The 19,266-nt window shown below is 37.7% G+C and carries 14 protein-coding genes; 1 reads left to right on the top strand and 13 read right to left on the bottom strand.

What is annotated here, in order from left to right; genetic code table 11:
* Positions 1-10: 10 nt before the first annotated feature.
* The 11 genes from ilvN to dprA all read right to left on the bottom strand — a co-directional run bounded on the left by ilvN (position 11) and on the right by dprA (position 14,770).
* Positions 11-487, bottom strand: coding sequence for an acetolactate synthase small subunit (gene ilvN, locus D7I46_RS03810; RefSeq protein WP_120771675.1), 477 nt, complete (start codon positions 485-487; stop codon positions 11-13).
* On the bottom strand, positions 480-2,228 hold the full coding sequence (locus tag D7I46_RS03815) for an acetolactate synthase large subunit (RefSeq protein ID WP_120771676.1): 1,749 nt from the start codon (positions 2,226-2,228) through the stop codon (positions 480-482). The genes ilvN and D7I46_RS03815 overlap by 8 nt, the downstream gene beginning before the upstream one ends.
* A gap of 63 nt (positions 2,229-2,291) precedes the next feature.
* Positions 2,292-4,004 carry a dihydroxy-acid dehydratase gene (gene ilvD, locus D7I46_RS03820; RefSeq protein WP_120771677.1) on the bottom strand — a complete coding sequence of 571 codons (1,713 nt, stop codon included), beginning with the start codon at positions 4,002-4,004 and terminating at the stop codon, positions 2,292-2,294.
* Positions 4,005-4,113: 109 nt separating this feature from the next.
* Positions 4,114-4,923 (bottom strand): ABC transporter ATP-binding protein, encoded by an 810-nt coding sequence (locus D7I46_RS03825; protein ID WP_120771678.1) that lies wholly within the window; start codon positions 4,921-4,923, stop codon positions 4,114-4,116.
* Between the two features lie 12 nt (positions 4,924-4,935).
* Complete coding sequence (leuD, locus tag D7I46_RS03830; protein ID WP_120771679.1) at positions 4,936-5,511, bottom strand: 3-isopropylmalate dehydratase small subunit; 576 nt, start codon at positions 5,509-5,511, stop codon at positions 4,936-4,938.
* Positions 5,512-5,685: 174 nt separating this feature from the next.
* Entirely contained in the window at positions 5,686-7,074 is a 1,389-nt protein-coding gene (gene leuC / locus D7I46_RS03835) for a 3-isopropylmalate dehydratase large subunit (protein ID WP_120771680.1), read from the bottom strand.
* A 212-nt stretch (positions 7,075-7,286) separates the two neighbouring features.
* Positions 7,287-8,321 (bottom strand): 3-isopropylmalate dehydrogenase, encoded by a 1,035-nt coding sequence (gene leuB / locus D7I46_RS03840; RefSeq protein WP_120771681.1) that lies wholly within the window; start codon positions 8,319-8,321, stop codon positions 7,287-7,289.
* 23 nt (positions 8,322-8,344) lie between these two features.
* Positions 8,345-9,865: a 2-isopropylmalate synthase gene (locus D7I46_RS03845; RefSeq protein ID WP_120771682.1), complete on the bottom strand. Its 1,521-nt coding sequence runs from the start codon at positions 9,863-9,865 to the stop codon at positions 8,345-8,347.
* Between the two features lie 336 nt (positions 9,866-10,201).
* Positions 10,202-11,542, bottom strand: coding sequence for a methylenetetrahydrofolate--tRNA-(uracil(54)-C(5))-methyltransferase (FADH(2)-oxidizing) TrmFO (trmFO, locus tag D7I46_RS03850; RefSeq protein ID WP_120771683.1), 1,341 nt, complete (start codon positions 11,540-11,542; stop codon positions 10,202-10,204).
* Between the two features lie 92 nt (positions 11,543-11,634).
* On the bottom strand, positions 11,635-13,767 hold the full coding sequence (topA, locus tag D7I46_RS03855) for a type I DNA topoisomerase (RefSeq protein ID WP_120771684.1): 2,133 nt from the start codon (positions 13,765-13,767) through the stop codon (positions 11,635-11,637).
* A gap of 157 nt (positions 13,768-13,924) precedes the next feature.
* Positions 13,925-14,770 (bottom strand): DNA-processing protein DprA, encoded by an 846-nt coding sequence (gene dprA / locus D7I46_RS03860; RefSeq protein ID WP_120771685.1) that lies wholly within the window; start codon positions 14,768-14,770, stop codon positions 13,925-13,927.
* Positions 14,771-15,067: 297 nt separating this feature from the next.
* On the opposite strand from dprA, the gene trhO reads away from it, so the two are divergent.
* On the top strand, positions 15,068-16,021 hold the full coding sequence (trhO, locus tag D7I46_RS03865) for an oxygen-dependent tRNA uridine(34) hydroxylase TrhO (RefSeq protein WP_120771686.1): 954 nt from the start codon (positions 15,068-15,070) through the stop codon (positions 16,019-16,021).
* A 114-nt stretch (positions 16,022-16,135) separates the two neighbouring features.
* Here trhO and alsS read toward each other — a convergent pair whose 3' ends face one another.
* Positions 16,136-17,800 (bottom strand): acetolactate synthase AlsS, encoded by a 1,665-nt coding sequence (alsS, locus tag D7I46_RS03870; protein ID WP_120771687.1) that lies wholly within the window; start codon positions 17,798-17,800, stop codon positions 16,136-16,138.
* A gap of 157 nt (positions 17,801-17,957) precedes the next feature.
* The gene (locus D7I46_RS03875; protein ID WP_120771688.1) at positions 17,958-19,208 is read right to left on the bottom strand and encodes a tetratricopeptide repeat protein; all 1,251 of its coding nucleotides are present in this window, start codon (positions 19,206-19,208) and stop codon (positions 17,958-17,960) included.
* Between the last annotated feature and the right edge of the window lie 58 nt (positions 19,209-19,266).

Below are 19,266 nucleotides of genomic sequence, written 5' to 3' on the forward strand. Positions count from 1 at the left end.
TCAAAATGTTCTACCCTCTTTCAAAGCCTGCTGAACCTGTTCTCGCCATCCTTATAATACCGTAAGGAATCAAGAGATCTATTAAAGCTTCAATTTTATCCGAATCACCTGTGAGTTGAATCGTGACATTTTCACGATTCACATCAACAACATTAACCCGAAAAGGGTCTATCATGGTGAAGATTTCAGCTCGTCTTTCAGGAGGAGCTGAAACTTTTATGAGGACTACTTCACGTGCTACGTGCGGTAGATCAGTAATATCAGCAACCTCAATCACGTCAATTAACCGATTGAGTTGTTTGATAATTTGCTCTATTTCTCCAAGTGAGTCTACTTCAACAACAAAAGTTGTATGTGTGAGTTCTTGATTTTCTGTAACCCCAGCAGAAATACTGATAATGTTGACCTGCCTGCGATTTAAAACCGCAGTAAATCGATTCAAAATTCCCGTCACATTATGAAGTCTGGCAATAATCATTCTACGCATGATTTACCTCCTCTGAAGCTCCAGTGATTGCATCAGTTCCATCAGTGAAATACACTCCTAAAATTTCATCGTTATGGGCTCCAGCAGGCACCATTGGTAGAACTTGCTCCGCTTGTGAAATATTAATTTCAATCAACATCGGCACATCTTCAGATAGAATCTTGAGTTCTTCAGACAAAGTTTTAGGATCCTCCAATTTTAAATGCTTGATTCCATAGGCTTCAGCAAGTAATTGAAAGTTAGGTTCTGCATCAAAAACAGACTGGCTTCGTCGTTCATCATAAAATGACTCTTGCCATTGACGTACCATTCCTAGCGAATGATTATTCACCAAGACAACTTTGATTGGGATATGGTAGCCATTGAGTAAGGCAAGTTCTTGATTCGTCATCTGAAAACCACCGTCGCCGACAAAAAGAATGACATTTTTGTCGGGATGTGCCAATTTTGCACCAATAGCAGCGGGAACACCAAATCCCATCGTTCCCATCCCACCTGATGTAATCAGTTGACGTGGATTTTTATAGGGATAATACTGCGCAGCCCACATTTGATGCTGACCAACATCTGTTACAATGATTGCATCACCGTCAGTGTACTGACCAATCCATTCAATCGCTTGTTGTGGACGTATGAAATCGTTAACTTTACCATAACTAAATGGCGCACGATGTTTATTTTCAAGAACATGTGCTGTCCATTCATCAAAATCTGTGGTCACTCTGTCAGCACTGACAAGAATTTGTAGCGCCTCCTTCAAATCACTGACAATGGGAATCTGAGTTTTGACGATCTTTCCAAGCTCTGCTGGATCAATATCAATATGTGCAACAACAGCATTTTCAGCAAAACGAGTAGGATTTGATACCAAACGGTCATCAAAACGCGAACCGAAATTAATGATATAATCTGCTTCGACCAACGCCATATTGGAGGCATAAGAACCATGCATTCCACCCATTCCTAACTGCAAAGGATTCTCAACCGGCACCGTTCCAAGTCCAAGTAAAGTTGACACAACAGGGATGTGATATTTATCAATAAAAGCTCGTAATTCTTCCGTTGCCTCAGCATAATTTATCCCACCACCAGCAATGACAAGTGGTTTTTTACTGACAGAAAGTTGTGTCAGCAGTTTTGATAGCTGATTTTTGTCAGCATGCTCTGTTGCATGATAATTGGGTAAATTAATTTTAGGGTCATTAATTTCAGTGACTTCGATTGTTGAGACATCTTTCGGTAAATCAATCTCAACAGGCCCCGGACGACCTGTATGCGCTAAATAATACGCCTCTGTTACAATTCTTGGGATATCGGCTGTATCTCGAATTTGGTAACTGTACTTAGTAATTGGTGCAGTGATACCAACGGTATCAGCCTCTTGAAAGGCGTCTTTACCAATTGAAGCACGTCCCACTTGACCTGTAAAAACAAGTAATGGCACCGAATCCAAATAGGCATCCGCAATCCCAGTCACAGTGTTTGTTGCACCAGGACCACTCGTTACGACTACAACACCAACCTTTCCAGAAGATTTGGCATATCCCTCTGCCTCATGAACGGCGCCTTGCTCATGGCGAGCTAGAATATGTTGGATGCCCTCAAAGCCATGAATTGCGTCATATAAGGGAAGCATTGCACCACCAGGATATCCAAATATTATATCTACTCCAAGGTCTTTTAGAGTTTCAAGGACTAATTGAGAACCAGATTTAGCAGTTTTTAACTTTATTTTTTTCATTCAATCCTTCCTATAAACTAATTGTAGTTCAGACTAATAATATCACTGTTCTGAACTGTATTTTCATAAATCTGTCACACAGCCCTCACTAGCAGGTCGTGTCAGTTTTGCAAATTTTGCGAGTACACCACGTGTTGCTTTGGGTAACGGACGCACGTATGCTGCACGACGACGCGCGATTTCCTCATCATCAACTTTCAATGTTATCGTATTGTTAGTAGCATCAATTTCGATGATGTCCTCATCTTCAACTAAACCGATCAATCCACCTTCAACAGCTTCAGGAACAATATGACCTACAACAAATCCGTGTGTCCCACCTGAAAATCTTCCATCTGTAATCAGCGCACAAGATTTGCCAAGTCCAGCACCAATCAAAGCAGAGGTTGGTTTAAGCATTTCAGGCATTCCTGGACCACCGACAGGACCAATATTACGTATGACAGCAACATCGCCTGCGTGCAACCTTCCAGACTCAATCCCATCAATGAAATGTTGCTCGCCATCAAAGACTCGCGCCGTTCCTTTGAAAAATTCGCCTTCTTTACCAGAAATTTTTGCGACAGAACCACCTTCAGCGAGGTTGCCATATAAAATTTGTAAATGTCCTGTTGCTTTGATTGGATCAGAAAGCGAATGCATGATGTCTTGATTTTCAAAGTCCAAATCAAGCGCATTGGCAACATTTTCAGCTAAAGTTTTACCTGTAACCGTTAAACAGTCTCCGTGAAGTTTACCTTCTTTGAGCAAATATTTGAGAACGGCAGGCACACCACCAATTTTGTGTAAGTCTTCCATCATGTACTTTCCGCTTGGCTTAAAATCACCAAGAACAGGTGTTACATCTGAAATTCTTTGGAAGTCGTCTTGCGTAATTTCAACACCGATGGCATTTGCCATTGCAATGATATGTAATACCGCATTAGTCGAGCCACCAAGCACCATGACAATCGTAATTGCGTTTTCAAACGCTTCTTTGGTCATAATATCACTTGGCTTAATATCCTTTTCAAGCAAATTTTTGATTGCTGCGCCGATTTCATCACATTCTTCTTGTTTTTCTGGACTGACCGCAGGATTTGATGCAGAATATGGCAAACTCATTCCAAGCGTTTCAATTGCTGACGCTAATGTATTTGCTGTATACATTCCACCACAAGCCCCAGCTCCTGGAATTGCATTTTTGATACAACCATGATAATCTTCTTCGGAGATATTACCTGTAATTTTTTGCCCTAAAGCTTCAAAAGCTGAAACAATGTTTAGTTTTTCACCTTTGTATTCACCGTGTTCTATTGTTCCACCGTAAACCATGATTGAAGGTCGATTGAGTCTCGCCATTCCAATAATCGAGCCTGGCATATTTTTGTCACAGCCTGGTACAGAAACAATCGCATCGTAGTATTCTGCGCCAGCGTTGGTCTCAATACTGTCAGCAATGACCTCACGGCTTACCAAGCTATATCTCATTCCAAGTTTACCGTTTGCAATCCCATCCGATACGCCGATCGTATGAAATTGTAAACCAATTAATCCTTCTGTTTGATTGACAGAGGCTTTGATTTTCCCACCAAGTGTTCCAAGATGCATATTACAGGGATTTCCGTCCCAGTCCATACTGACAATGCCGACTTGGGCTTTTTTAAAGTCTTCATCTTTAAAACCGATACCGTAGTACATCGCTTGAGTTGCTGGTTGAGTGGGATCTTGGGTTAGTGTTTTTGAGTATTTGTTAAGTTCGATGGCTTCTGTTTTACCATTATATTTGAATTCCACTGATTATCTACCTTCTTAGAAATTTTTAATAGAGCTATTTTATCATTAAAATATATAAAATTCAATAATTTATCAGAAAATTCGATATAATACATAAAATAAAATTTTATTATTTATTATTCATCTTAAAATTACAATCCATTGTTTTAGGAATAACAAAGTATTTATGACGAATCTGGTGAATTTCTATATTTTCTTGATAAAAATCTGAGAGTATCTTTTCGTTGAGCAAATCTTTTTTGACTCCAGCCTGAATAACCTGCCCATCTCTGAGGAGAAGCAAATGAGTAAAATCTTCGCTAATCTCATCAGGATGGTGGGTGATATAAATCATTGTCGGAGACTTGTCTAAATTTTTTATTTGATGAAGTTGAACTTGTAATTTCTCTTTAGCAAACAGGTCTAATCCATTCGTCGCTTCATCTAAGATTAATATTTCAGGGTTTAAAATCAGACTTCTGGCTATCAATAACAACTGTTTTTCGCCTTGAGAAAGTGTTCCGTAAGTGCGACCAATAAGATGTCCTGCACCGATTGATTTGAGTAAATCGCGCGCCTCATCGAGCTCCTGATTGGTATAAGGTTTATACAGCATACTAGAGTTAAATTTTCCTGTATAAACTAAGTTCTCTGCTTTTATTGTTGAGCTAAATCGCTCTGCGATAAAGGAACCAACGACGCTAACACGTTTTCTAAGACGTGGAATTTCACCTGATCCAAACTTAATATCCAATACAGAAATATCACCCGATGTTTTCCATTCTTCAGCTAAAATGAGCTTGAGTAAACTTGATTTTCCTGAACCATTTAACCCCAGTATTGACCAATTCTCGCCTTGATTTACCTGCCAGTTGATATTTCTTAGAATGTGCTTTTTTCCACGAACGAGATTAACGTTCTTGAAGTTAATAATTGTCATATAAACTCCACTTTATTGATGCTGTTGTTCGTATTGTTGAATCTCTTTCTCATACTGCAGTGTAATTCCTATATCATCTAACCCATTGATGAGTTTATCTTTCCAAATCGGATCAATATCAAAATGAAATTCTCCAACACTTGTCTGAATGAGTTGATGGGGCAAATCAATACTAATTTGCTCTTGACTGGAAAGCCCTGCAAGTTGTTCTAAGATATTTCTTGGTTGTGTAATCGGCAAAAGTCCATTTTTTAAGCTGTTATTATAAAAAATATCAGAATAAGACCCTGCGATAATTGCTCTAAAACCATAATCTGATAAAGCCCATGCAGCGTGTTCACGACTTGAACCCGAACCAAAGTTATCGCCTGAGATGAGAAGGCTTGCTGTTTGGTATTCTGGATAATTCAGAATAAAGTCAGGATTTTCATCATAGTCTTTTTGATATCGCCATTCGTAAAATAAATTTTTACCAAAGCCTTTTTTATCAATTGATTTTAAAAATTGTTTTGGAATGATTTGGTCTGTGTCTATATTATCATTCATCAAAGGGACAGTCGTGCCCTTGTAGACAGTGAATTTTTCCATTTTTTCTTCTTTCTTGGTCTTGATGCTTGCTGACAAGTCTGTCAGTTCAATGTAACTCGCATGAGCATGGGTGAGATAGAGGAACTATCAACTAGCCTGATAGTCTGTCAGTATACTGACAGAAATTTTTGTTCCTAATACTGTTTAACTTTTAAAGATGAGTCAGTATAATTTTTAGAATTGGTCAGTAACTAAATGTCTTACATCAACGAATTTTCCAGCAATTGCTGCTGCTGCTGCCATCGCTGGGCTACATAGATGAGTGCGCGCATTATGTCCTTGGCGTCCCTCAAAATTACGGTTGCTCGTAGAGGCGCAATGGACGTACTCAGGAATTTGGTCAGGATTCATACCAAGGCAAGCCGAGCAACCAGGTTCACGCCATTCAAAACCGGCATCTATAAAAATTTTATCCAGACCTTCTGCTTCTGCGGCAGTTTTTACAGGACGGCTGCCAGGAACAACAATTGCTGTCAATCCGTCAGCAACGTGTTTTCCTTTGACAAACTTGGCAGCTTCTTGTAAATCACCAAGTCTAGCATTCGTACAACTTCCGATAAATACATAGCCTAATTCAATATCAGAGGCGACTTGCCCTGGCTTTAAATCCATATAATTATAGGCGCGTTCGTAATTGATATTATCTTTAATCTCTGGGAAAGTTTCCCCAAATTCTAGCCCCATTCCTGGATTTGTTCCCCAAGTTACCATGGGTTTCAGTTGACTCACATCAAGTGTCAAAACTTTGTCGTAAATGGCATCAGGGTCACTGACAAGATTTTTCCAGTTACTGACAGCTTTGTCAAAGTCTTTTGGAGCATGGTCCCGTCCTTTGACATAATCATAAGTTTTTTCATCAGGGTTCATCAGACCGATTTTTGCACCAAATTCGATAGACATATTACAAATTGTCATTCGCTCTTCCATGGTTAAATCATCAATCGCTTCACCAGTATATTCAACAGCGTAGCCCACACCTGCATCAACTCCATATTTCGCAATCAAAGCGAGAATGAAGTCTTTACTATAGACCCCTTTTTGTGGATGACCTATAAACTCGATTTTCATTCGCTTAGGTTTGACTTGCCAAAGCGTTTGAGTCGCAAGCACGTGTTCTACTTCACTTGTCCCTATCCCAAAAGCAATGGCACCAAAGGCTCCATTTGTCGCGGTATGACTGTCGCCACAAACAATCGTTTTTCCTGGTTGTGTACGCCCTGACTCTGGAGCAACCATATGGACAATTCCTTGTCCCTTGCCACCATGTGTTTCCGCAGGAACACCAAATTCTTTGACATTTTTAGTAAAAGTATCAATCTGCTTTTTGGAAATCAAATCTTGAATATTAAAAATATCTTTTGTTGGTACATTATGGTCAAGGGTTCCATAAGTCAAATCAACACGGCGCACGCGACGTCCTGCATCCCGCAGACCTTGGAAAGCCTGTGGACTCGTTACTTCATGAATCACATGAAGGTCAATATAAAGTAGTTGAGGCTCACCTTCATTTCCCGCCACGATATGTTGTTCCCAAAGCTTGTCAAATATTGTTTTTGCTGTCATTTCTCTCTCCTTATACCAGCTCATCTTTATTTCTACCCAGTAGGATAGCAGTGTTAGATGAACTGCAATTATACTACCTTGCGCTTGTGCAACAGTATTAAATCAAAAATTATTCCGTCAGTATATTTTCTTCCCTGTCAGTACTGACAAAGTACTGCAAATCAAAATTTGTGATTATAATCTATTTGAATGACTTTTATTGCTCACATAAATTACAAACGCTCTATGATTGCCTTTGTCATTTCATCGGTAGTAGCGCTGCCACCCAAATCATTTGTCAAAATACCATCAGTAAAAGTTTGTGTCACAGCATTTTCAATCATTGCAGCACCAACTTCTTCTCCAAAAGATTCTCGCAACATCATCGCTACAGATAAAATCATACTGACAGGATTTGCAATCCCTTGCCCTGCAATATCTGGTGCTGAACCATGAATCGGCTCATAAAGTGCAAGACCACAAGCATTATGCGAACTCGAGGGCATCACCCCTAAAGTGCCTGCCAAACTACTTGCTTCATCACTCAAAATATCACCAAAAAGATTTTCTGTCACAATCACATCAAATTTTTGAGGCTGAGTAATCAAAAACATCGCACAACTATCAACAAGCTGATGCTCAAAAGCAATATCTGGATATTCAGCTGCGACCTCATTTGCAATGCGCCGCCAAAGTTTACTTGTTGCAAGTACATTTTGCTTGTCTACTGAGGTCACCAACTTGCGTGGTCGTGTACGTGCCACCTCAAAAGCAAAACGCATAATTCTTCTAATTTCCTCAGCAGTATAATTATTAATATCACGCGCCCATTCCATCTCAAGCGTATGTTCACCAAAATAAACTCCGCCCGTAAGCTCACGAATAACCACAAAATCCACATCCTTTACATTTCTGATTGGAGATAATTTCGCTAAAGCTGGATAGATTTTCAAAGGACGCACATTTGCATAAAGCCCTAATGCTTTACGCAATGCCAGCAAACCCTGTTCAGGTCTGATTTCCTTATTATTATATTGAGGTGCTCCAATTGCAGCAAGCAAGATAGCATCTGCGTTTTTACTCGCCTCTAAAGTATCCTCAGGCAATGGAAGTCCATACTTATCAATTGCCACACCTCCAAAATCTTTTTCCTCAATCTCATAATCAAAATTAATTTTATCTGCCACATGAGTGAGAACTCTTAAACCCGCCTTCATGATTTCTGGGCCAATCCCATCACCTGATAATGTAACAATTTTTTTCATCACCTTTTCTCCCTACCTCATCTTTTCTAAGCATTATTTTCTTTTTGTATCAACACATTAGCATTCATGTAAGCCATTGCCCCACCTTTAAGCACATCATAATCAATCCCTTTTGCATTAAAAATTGTACCAGTGCTAAGATTTTCAATAGAAATAATTGTTGTTGCTTGAGCATCAACACCATCAGTTACGGCTTCAACCGAATAACTGAGAAGACGTGATTCGTGATTAAACACTTGATCAATTGCTTTAAAAATGGCATCAATTGAACCCGAACCATCAGCAGTAGTCTCAAATTCCTCAGCCTCTTGATTTCTCAAAGTTACTGTTGCAGTATGTTTACCATGAACAGTATTATCAAATTTAACGCTATAAAACTCGAAGCCTTCAAGATTTTTAATAGTATGACCAGATACCAGCGCGTGGATGTCAGCATCAGTGATTTCTTTCTTCTTATCTGCTAAGGCTTTAAATCTGGCAAATAGTTCATTTATCTCACTATCATCATAAGGAATTCCAAGGGTTGACAATTTATTCATAAAAGCATGACGTCCAGATAACTTCCCTAAAGGTAGTGAATTATGGAAGATACCAACTAATTCAGGTGTGATAATTTCATAAGTTTGAGCATTTTTTAGCACACCATCTTGATGAATACCCGATTCATGTGCAAAAGCATTCTTACCTACCACAGCTTTATTTTTAGGAATCGCAATACCTGAAAATTGACTAACGAGTGCAGCGGTATTAACCGTTTCCGAAAGTTGCAAAGGAGAATTTGCTTCATAAAAATCTTCACGAATATGTAGAGCAACAGCAATTTCTTCTAGAGCAGCATTTCCAGCACGTTCGCCAATTCCGTTCACAGTGCCCTCAACACGTCCAGCTCCAGCCTTAATCGCTGCCAAAGAATTAGCAACTGCCATCCCTAAATCATCATGACAATGGGGACTAAAAATAATCTTACGCTCAGATTTGATATTTTCAATGAGCATTTTAAAAATTTTTGCATATTCTTCAGGCGTTGTATAACCCACGGTATCAGGAATGTTAATGTATGTCGCTCCTGCATCCACTGCAGTTTGCACAGCTTTCAAAAGGAAATCAGGTTCTGTACGTGTGGCATCCTCAGGAGAGAACTCAACAATTTCGATACGCTCTCGCGCATATTTCACACATTTATTGATTGTTTCTAAAACTTCATCCGGAGTCATCTTTAGTTTATATTCCATATGAATAGGACTTGTTGCAATAAAAACATGAATTTGTGGATGTTTAGCCTTTCTTACTGCCTCTACTGCACAATCTATATCCGAAATCACACAACGAGCAAGGCCCGTAACTGCTGTTTTCTGCAATGTTTCTGAGATTTGCCTTACAGCTTCAAAACTATCTGGACTTGCTGCAGGGAATCCTGCTTCAATAACGGAAATTCCCCATTTTTCTAGTTGTTTAGCAATAGCTACTTTCTCTGCAATTGAGAAGCTAACTCCTGGTGTTTGCTCTCCATCTCTGAGCGTAGTATCAAAAAATTCAATTTTCCTCATGTTCTTTTCTTCCTTTTTTAAAATATTAAAAACAAAAAAGACGTCCTTGAGGACGTCTCTCTGGTCCTCGAAATGACTATCGCCAAACAGGACCTACACATTTTAGCCAAATTGATAGCTAATGTAGGTCCACCTTGATCAACAACAATGAAAATTGTTTATATGTCATTTCAAGTTCCTCTTTTGTTAATTTATATTATAATACTCTTAATATTTTAAATTGTCAACAAAATACTGTATTTTACCTCAAAAAAAGTCTATTAGCTTTATCTAATAGACTTTTTTGTTCACATTATTCTGCTCAAAATACGAAATAGAACACTTTTTTAATCAAGTTTACTTGATTAATGAGATTGTTTTTTCTAAATCTCTTAGCGCCCGTTCAGCTACTTTCGAGTACCGTTCCTTTTTGTCACGAATACGTGGACCATCTAGCTCCTCAACAATTCCGAAAGTAACATTCATCGGCTGAAAATGTTTACTATCAGCATGAGTGATATAATAAGGTAAACTTCCGATTGCAGTTGTTTGCGGGAAAATAATTGTTTCTTCACCTTTAAATAAACGAGTGGCATTTATTCCAGCTATCAAACCAGAAGCTGCAGACTCAACATAACCCTCAACACCTGTCATTTGACCAGCGAAAAAAAGATTTTCTTGTTTACGTGATTGAAAAGTTTGCTCAAGTAAATGAGGTGAATCCATATACGAGTTTCTATGCATTACACCAAAACGTACAAATTCAGCATTTTCAAGACCTGGAATCATACGAAAAACACGTTTTTGTTCACCCCATTTAAGATGAGTTTGAAAACCAACGATATTATAAAGTGAAGCACTGGCATTATCTTGACGAAGTTGTACTACTGCATAAGGTGTCTTAAATTCTCCATCACGAGGCCCCGTATAATCCTCTGGATACTCCAGACCAACCGGTTTCATAGGACCAAAAAGCATGGTTTTATACCCACGTTTAGCCATTTCTTCGATAGGCATACATCCTTCAAAAACTTTCATATCTTCAAAAGAATTTAATGGTGCTTCTTCTGCGGTAATCAATGCTTCTTGAAAAGTTTGAAATTCTTCTTTGGTCATAGGACAGTTGATATAATCGGCTTCTCCCTTATCGTAACGAGATTTTTTATAGACTTTGTTAAAATCAATCGAATTTGCATCAATAATCGGAGCAGCAGCATCGTAAAAATAAAAACCATCGCCACCATTAAGTTCATGGATTTTTGCGGCTAAACGATCCGAAGTCAGGGGTCCTGTTGCAATAATTGTTATCTCATCTTCTGGAAACTCAGTAATTTCTTCACGGAATACCTCAATTAAAGGATGCTCAGAAACATGAGAGGTAACAAAGTTAGAAAAAGCTTCACGGTCTACAGCTAATGCACCACCTGCAGGGACTTGTGTCGCTTGAGCACCTTGCATGATTACTGAATCAAGTCTTCTCATCTCTTCTTTTAATAATCCTACCGCATTGGTGAGTGCTGCACCACGGAAAGAATTAGAACAGACGAGTTCTGCAAATTTATCAGTTTTATGCTGAGGAGTAGGCTTCACTCCACGCATTTCATAAAGTTTAACTGGGATACCACGTTTAGCAATTTGGTAAGCCGCCTCAGAGCCTGCGAGACCCGCTCCAATAACATTGATATGTGTTTTTTTCATTTCTTTATTGTAGCAAAAAAAGCTAAGATTTTCAGCTTTTTCAACCTTCTAAGAGTTCTCACTAAAAGCCAAGTTGTAAAAACTCAGCTTTTTTATTTTTGTTTTTCTTCTTGATAATCACACTCAGCATTAGAACATACAACTTGTTTACCGCCACCGCGTACTTTTTTCTCAACAAGAAAATCACCAGATTTAGGGCAATCCCGACCAATAGGCTTATCCCAACTTGTAAAATCACAATCTGGATACCGGTCACAACCATAGAAAAGACGATTTTTCTTAGTTTTACGCTCAATGATATTTCCCTCATGACATATAGGGCATTTCACACCAATATCTTTGACAATTGCTTTCGTGTTACGACAATCTGGGAAGTTGCTACAAGCATAGAACTTACCAAAACGACCGAGTTTGATGACCATTGGGCTGCCACAAACATCACAGTTGAAACCAGCAGGTTCATCTTTGATTTGAATTTTTTCCATGCCCTGTTCTGCATTGTTAAGTTCTTTAGCAAATGGTTTATAAAACTGATCAACAACTTCAACCCATTTACGTTTGCCTTCCTCAACTTCATCAAGGTCTTTTTCCATTTCAGCAGTAAACTCAGTATTTACAATATTAGGGAAAAATTCAACAATAAGTTTATTTACAATTTCTCCTAATTCGGTAGGTTCAAAACGTTTTGTAACTAACCTTACGTAATATCGCTTCTGTATTGTTTCTAATGTTGGAGCATACGTCGATGGACGCCCGACACCATTTTCTTCTAATGTCTTAATTAAAGTAGCTTCAGAGTATCGTGCAGGGGGTTGCGTAAAATGTTGTTCAGGTTTTGTAGAAACTTTCTTAACGGTTTCATTTTCTTCCATTTCAGGGAGCATATTTGACTTATCAGAGTCATTATAAATAGTGAGATAACCATCAAATTTTACTTGTGAACCATTAGCTACAAAAGTGACCCCGTTTTGTGATAAGTTCACTTTCATAGTGTCAAAAACAGCGGCTGTCATTTGACTAGCAACAAAACGATTCCAAATAAGTGTATAAAGTTTGAGCTGATCTTTATCTAAATATTTAGCAATGAGTTCCGGTGTATTAAAAACATTTGATGGCCGAATTGCCTCATGAGCATCTTGTGCACCTGCAGCATTTTTAACTTTTGAACCATGCTTACTATATTTTTCACCGAATTTGTCAGCAATATAATTATGAGCAGCATTCTGAGCCACAGGAGAAATTCGAGTAGAATCCGTACGCATATAGGTAATCAGTCCTTGATGTCCTTGACTTCCTAGTGTGAGACCTTCATAGAGCTGTTGAGCGACCATCATTGTTTTTCGTGTTCGAAAATTAATTTTATTTGCTGCATCTTGTTGCATAGACGAAGTTGTATAAGGAAGAGGTGCATTTCTTCTACGTTCTTTTCTCTCTACTTTGTCAACATTAAAGTCTGGACCATCCAAACGTTGCATCACTTCTATAACATCTTCATTGTTATCAAGCGCACGTTTCTTGCCATCAATTCCCCAAAATGATGCTTTAAATTTTTTAGTTCCTTTTTTAAACTCACCATCAATTGTCCAGTATTCTTGAGGAATAAAAGCATTGATTTCATTCTCTCGGTCTACAATAAGTTTTAGTGCAATGGATTGGACACGTCCTGCGGACAACCCTTTTTTAACTTTCTTCCATAGGATTGGACTAATTGAATAACCAACCAGACGGTCAAGTACACGGCGTGCTTGCTGGGCATCAACAAGATCTACGTCAATTTGACGTGGTTCTTTAAAAGCATTTTTCACGGCATCTTTTGTAATTTCATTAAAGACGACACGATTTTTTTCTTCAAGTGGTAAGTCAAGAATATGTGCTAAATGCCATGAAATTGCCTCACCTTCACGGTCTGGGTCACTCGCGAGATAAACAGCTTTAGCCGCTTTAGCTTCTTTTTTGAGTGAATTTATTAGAGGGGCTTTCCCTCTGATATTGATATATTGTGGCTCATAGTCATGTTCAATATCAACAGACATTGAAGACTTTTTGAGGTCACGAATATGTCCCACACTGGCTACAACTTTATAATTGCGACCAAGATATTTTTCAATTGTTTTAGCTTTGGCAGGGGACTCTACAATAACGAGATTTTTCCCTGGGGTAACTTTTTTTCTAGTTACCTTTTTCTTAGATGTAGTTTTTGTTTTATTTTTAATTGCTGTTGGCATATATTTATTCCTAATGAAAATTTGATACTTCCACCATAATAAAGTGTTTTTTTCAATATGTCAAGTTATTTCATTTTCTTATAGGAAAACTCATTATATATTTTATTTTAAAAAAGGGCATAATCTTCTGATATATAGATGTCTTAACGTTTTTTTATTAATACATATATTCTCCTAAAATATCTTGTCCTTTAAAGACTAATTTAGCTCCCTGTTGAATAAGATAATTACAGCCGTCAGAAAAACCATCAGAGATATTTCCAGGTACAGCAAAGACATCTCTTCCCTCTTCCAAAGCTCGTTCACACGTAATTAAACTACCACTTCTTAATTTTGCTTCGACAACTACTACACCTCTTGATAGACCTGCAATAATACGATTACGTTCGGGAAAATGATATTTGAGAGGTTTTTCTCCAGGTGCATACTCAGAAAGGATGAGTTGTTTTTTTGAGAGATATTCTTGTATTTTTCGATTCTCGGTAGGGTAAAAAATATCCAATCCTGTTCCTATGACGGCAATAGTTGATGTTTGATTTTTAATAGCAGAAATATGACTTGCAGCATCAATTCCTCTCGCTAACCCACTGACAATCGTGAAACTTTGATTGAGTTCCTTGATTAATTTTTGAACAGCTTTAACACCGTTTGGTGTTGATTCGCGGCTTCCGACAAATGCAAGTTTAGGTGTTTTAAGCAATTCTATATTTCCTTGATAAAAAATTAAAACAGGAGGATTATAGATTTCTTTTAGTCTTTCTGGGTAATTTTCATCAAGAATAGAAAAAGATGAAAATTGCTTGTACCTCTCTCTTAGTTCTTTAACATTCTGATTTTTATAAGATTCAATGAAATTTGGGATAGATTTGATTTGTGCAACTTGTCCCATTTGACGTAAACTTATCTTCTTTTCATATCTTCTATAAAATTTTAGTAGCTTATTCACTCCTAAATTGGTCATTCCAGCATTTTTCCATCGAAATAAATCGAAATTTGTTATCATAGTTCCTCCAAATTTTTTATTAACTAATTATGGTCAATATCAATCCTATTGGTTGATATAAACCCCTCACGAATTGTGAAGCGAGACTCGTATATTGTTATTTACGAAAAAATACTGATATTGTCACAATAAAAATTAATAATATGAGAATATTACCTGAGAATGAGAGGATAATACTACATCAAAAACTTTGTTAGCAAAGGCACAAGCATTTTCTTTGCTTTAGATTGAAGAAAAATGGTTAAATTGTATTTGGATTATATTGTAATCAATAAACCCCTAAGGAGAATAATAATAATGACTCAAGATTATCGAGTACTACTATATTATAAATACGTTCCAATTGAAGATGGCACAGTTTTTGCTGAACAACACTTATTAGAATGTAAAAAAATTGGTCTCAAAGGAAGGATTCTTGTTGCTGATGAAGGAATCAATGGAACGGTTTCAGGAACAGTTGAACAAACTGATGCTTATATGGAGCTTATGAACGCTGACTCTCGTTTTTCTAAAATGGTATTTAAAATTGACGAAGCTGAAGAACATGCTTTTAAGAAGATGCACGTCCGTTATAGGCCAGAACTTGTGAATTTAAGCCTTGAGGATGATATCAATCCTCTAGATTTGACTGGTGACTATCTTACTCCAAAAGAGTTTCATGAAGCGATGTTAGCTGAAGATACAGTAGTTATTGATGCCAGAAATGATTATGAATTTGACCTCGGACATTTTCGAGGGGCTATTCGTCCTGAAATTCGTAATTTCCGTGAACTTCCTCAATGGATTCGTGATAATAAAGAACAATTTATGGAAAAACGTGTTTTAACTTATTGCACAGGTGGAATTCGATGTGAAAAGTTTTCTGGATGGCTCGTTAGAGAGGGATTTAAGGATGTAGGACAACTTCATGGTGGAATTGCTACTTATGGTAAAGACCCTGAAGTTCAAGGAGACTTGTGGGATGGTCAGATGTATGTATTTGACAGTCGTATCGCTGTATCTATCAATCAAAAAGAACATATTATCGTTGGACGTGACTGGTTTGATGGTAGCCCTTGTGAGCGTTATATCAACTGTGCCAATCCAGAATGTAATCGCCGTATTCTATCATCTGAGGAAAACGAAATAAAATACTTAGGAAGTTGCTCTCAGGAGTGTCGTATTCATCCTAATAACCGTTACATCGCTTCTCACCATTTGTCAGAAGATGAGGTAAATGCTGCACTTGCGTTAATTGAAAAAGTTTCTTGATTAACTAAACCCCTCTTGAATATTCAAGAGGGGTTTAGTTTAATATAAAAAAGTCCTGAATGAACAGAACTTTTGATTTAGTAGTTTGACATTTTTCTATTATTTTTGGATGAATCAATAGAATTCTTCAGGTAGCAATTTTTCAGCTAATTTGCTGTTATCTGAATAGTCAAGTGGAACATCAATTACAACAGGTCCAGTTGTATCAGGGATTGATTTAAGGATTTCAGTTAGTTCTTCTTTTGTATGCGCACGATATCCTTTGGCTCCCATAGATTCTGCATATTTTACATAGTCAACGAAACCAAAATCAACTGCGGCTGAACGCCCATATTTCATTTCCTCTTGGAATTTAACCATGTCGTAATGGCCATCATTCCAAATAATTTGAATGATTGGAAGATTTAAACGAACTGCTGTTTCAAGTTCTTGCCCTGTGAAAAGGAACCCACCATCACCCGAATGTGAGTAAACTTTTTTCCCAGGACGCAGAAGAGCTGCAGTGATTGCCCAAGGAAGTGCTACTCCAAGAGTCTGCATTCCATTTGAGAAGAGTAAATGACGTGGTTCATAAGATTTGAAATGACGCGCCATCCAGATATAGAGAGAACCTACGTCAACAGTGACGGTTTCATCATCTTTTACAATCTCTTGAAATGTTGTTACGAGGTCAAGTGGATGCATCCGACCTTCAACTGTATTTTCAGTGTCAAACTCGTGTTGTTCTGCCACTTCGTGCAAACCATCAAGGTATTCTTTAGTTCCTTCAGGAATTTGATAGCCACGTACAGCTGGCAAAAGATTGTCAAGTGTTGCTGCGATATCGCCAATGAGCTCACGCTCTGGTTGGTAATAAGTATCAATCTCAGCAATGGCATTGTCAATAACAATGATACGGCTATCAATTTCGGCGTTCCAGTTACGAGCCTCATACTCAATTGGGTCGTAACCTACTGCAATAACTAAATCTGAGCGTTTCAAAAGCATATCCCCAGGTTGATTGCGGAAAAGTCCAATCCGACCATAAAATGTATGTTCTAAGTCACGCGAAATGACACCTGCACCTTGGAAAGTTTCGACAACAGGAATATTTACATGAGTAAGTAAGTTACGTAATGATGAAGCTACTTTTGCATCTGAGGCACCCGCACCAACGAGAATAACAGGTAAAACAGCATTTTTAATTGCTTGTGCAAGATAATTAATATCATCAATCGAAGCATTCCCCATTTTAGGGTCAGATAATGGTTTAATCGCTTTAAGTGTAACTTCTGAGTCTGTCACATCTTGTGGAATAGATAAGAATGTTGCACCTGGACGACCAGTTTTTGCAATCCGATAGGCATTTGCAATTGTTTCAGAGAGTGTCGTAGGGTCGAGAACTTCTGCCGAATACTTAGTGGCAGCCTGCATCATCGCTGCATTGTCCATTGATTGATGAGCGCGTTTCAGTCTATCACTACGTTTAACTTGCCCGCCGATAGCGAGGATTGCATCTCCTTCAGATGTGGCAGTCAATAGCGGAGTGGCAAGGTTTGAAACTCCTGGTCCACTAGTTACAACAGCTACTCCAGGCTCACCTGTAAGACGTCCTACAGCTTGTGCCATAAAGGCTGCCCCTTGTTCGTGACGAGTCACAACAAGTTTCGGTCCTTTTTCATTTTCTAACAGGTCAAAGACACGGTCAATTTTTGCTCCTGGGATACCAAAAACATATTTTACATTATGATTAATTAGACTATCTACAATTAAATCTGCGCCAAATTTTTTATCAGACATGACTTCTCTCATTCTTTATAAGTTTATATTATAATCATCAAATAATTTCAGACTATTTCATTTCAATTTTATCAGAACTTTTATGCTTTTACAATTAATCGCGATTTAGTATAAAACCTGTCAGCGTGCTGACAGGTTATTATTATACTGCTTCCTTTTATTCATAGTATTCAGAGAGTAATATTCTCATTTCTTCATCATCTGGAACTAAATCCAAGTATTGTGAAATGAGTGCTTTAGCTTTACCCGCTTTACCGCTTTCGCGTAAAAATTCGATATAGTCTGACAGAAATTCAGGATTCTCTGACAGGTTAGTCAGCATTAATTCTTCGTATAATTTGCTTGCTTTTAGGTCTTTTTCAAGCGCTTTGTAACTACTTGCAAAAAGCCATTGAGCGAGTGGATGTTCTTCTTCTAATAATGATTGTAAATTTATAACAGCTTCAAAATCTTCTTCATTGAAATAGAGATTCGCGAGCAGAAAAACCGTTTCATCGTGTAATTCAGGAAAGTTTAAACCTTCTATAAGATAATGTTCAGCTGCTTCATCATTTTTTAATTTAAAGCTTATCTTTGAAGCGAAATGTAAGAGTGGAACGGAGTTAGGATTTTTTTGCAATCCTTTTTCTGCCATATTTAACGCTTCTTCAAATTGCTGATTTTCTTCTAAAGTTTGAGCATAGGCAAGCTCGTAACTCAAAAAATCAACATCCATTTTCTCTAATTTTTTAAACACAGAAATTGCGCGTGATTCGTTATGAATTTCTCCGTATAAAAGTGCAATCTCGTATAGCGTTTCTGCTTTTTTATCAAACTCAAATGATTTTTCTAAGAAAGAAATAGCATTTTCAAAATTACCTAATTGGGCATATGAATCGCCTATTCTTTGATAAATTGAAATTTTTGTATCATGTAAAATTTTACGTTCAGAAAGTTTAGCATATTCAGTGATTGCAGCTTGATAGTCTCCTTGAGAATAGTAAGATTCAGCAAGAGCAAAAGTAATCAATGGGGAATCTGAATATTCACGAGCTTCTTCTAGCTTGGAGATTGCTGTCTCAAAATCCCCATCAAATTGGTATAAATCAGCAATTTTGACGAGAGCAGCAACATAATTTTCATCCTGTGAAGAAATTTGATAAAGATAACTTAGAGCCTCGTCTAAGTTACCATTATCTTCAGCGATTTCAGCGAGATTAATCAGGTAGTCTGTTGACTCTGGGTGATTTTGCATGATTTTATCATAAATTTGCTGACTTTCATCAATGAATCCCATCATCTGTAAGTATTCGGCAAGGTCTGAGAGGAGTTCATCATCGTCATTTTTTAGTGCTTTAGCAAGCGAATTTTGCATTCCAATCAAATCGCCTTGATGTAAAAAATCAATTGTATCTTCTGAATAAGACATCTGATTTCCTTTCTTTTAAGTCTGTATATCTCAAGCTCCAAAAGTGGTTGACTTGAAT

It is taken from the genome of Lactococcus allomyrinae (assembly GCF_003627095.1).
GTDB classification, from domain to species: Bacteria; Bacillota; Bacilli; order Lactobacillales; family Streptococcaceae; genus Lactococcus; species Lactococcus allomyrinae.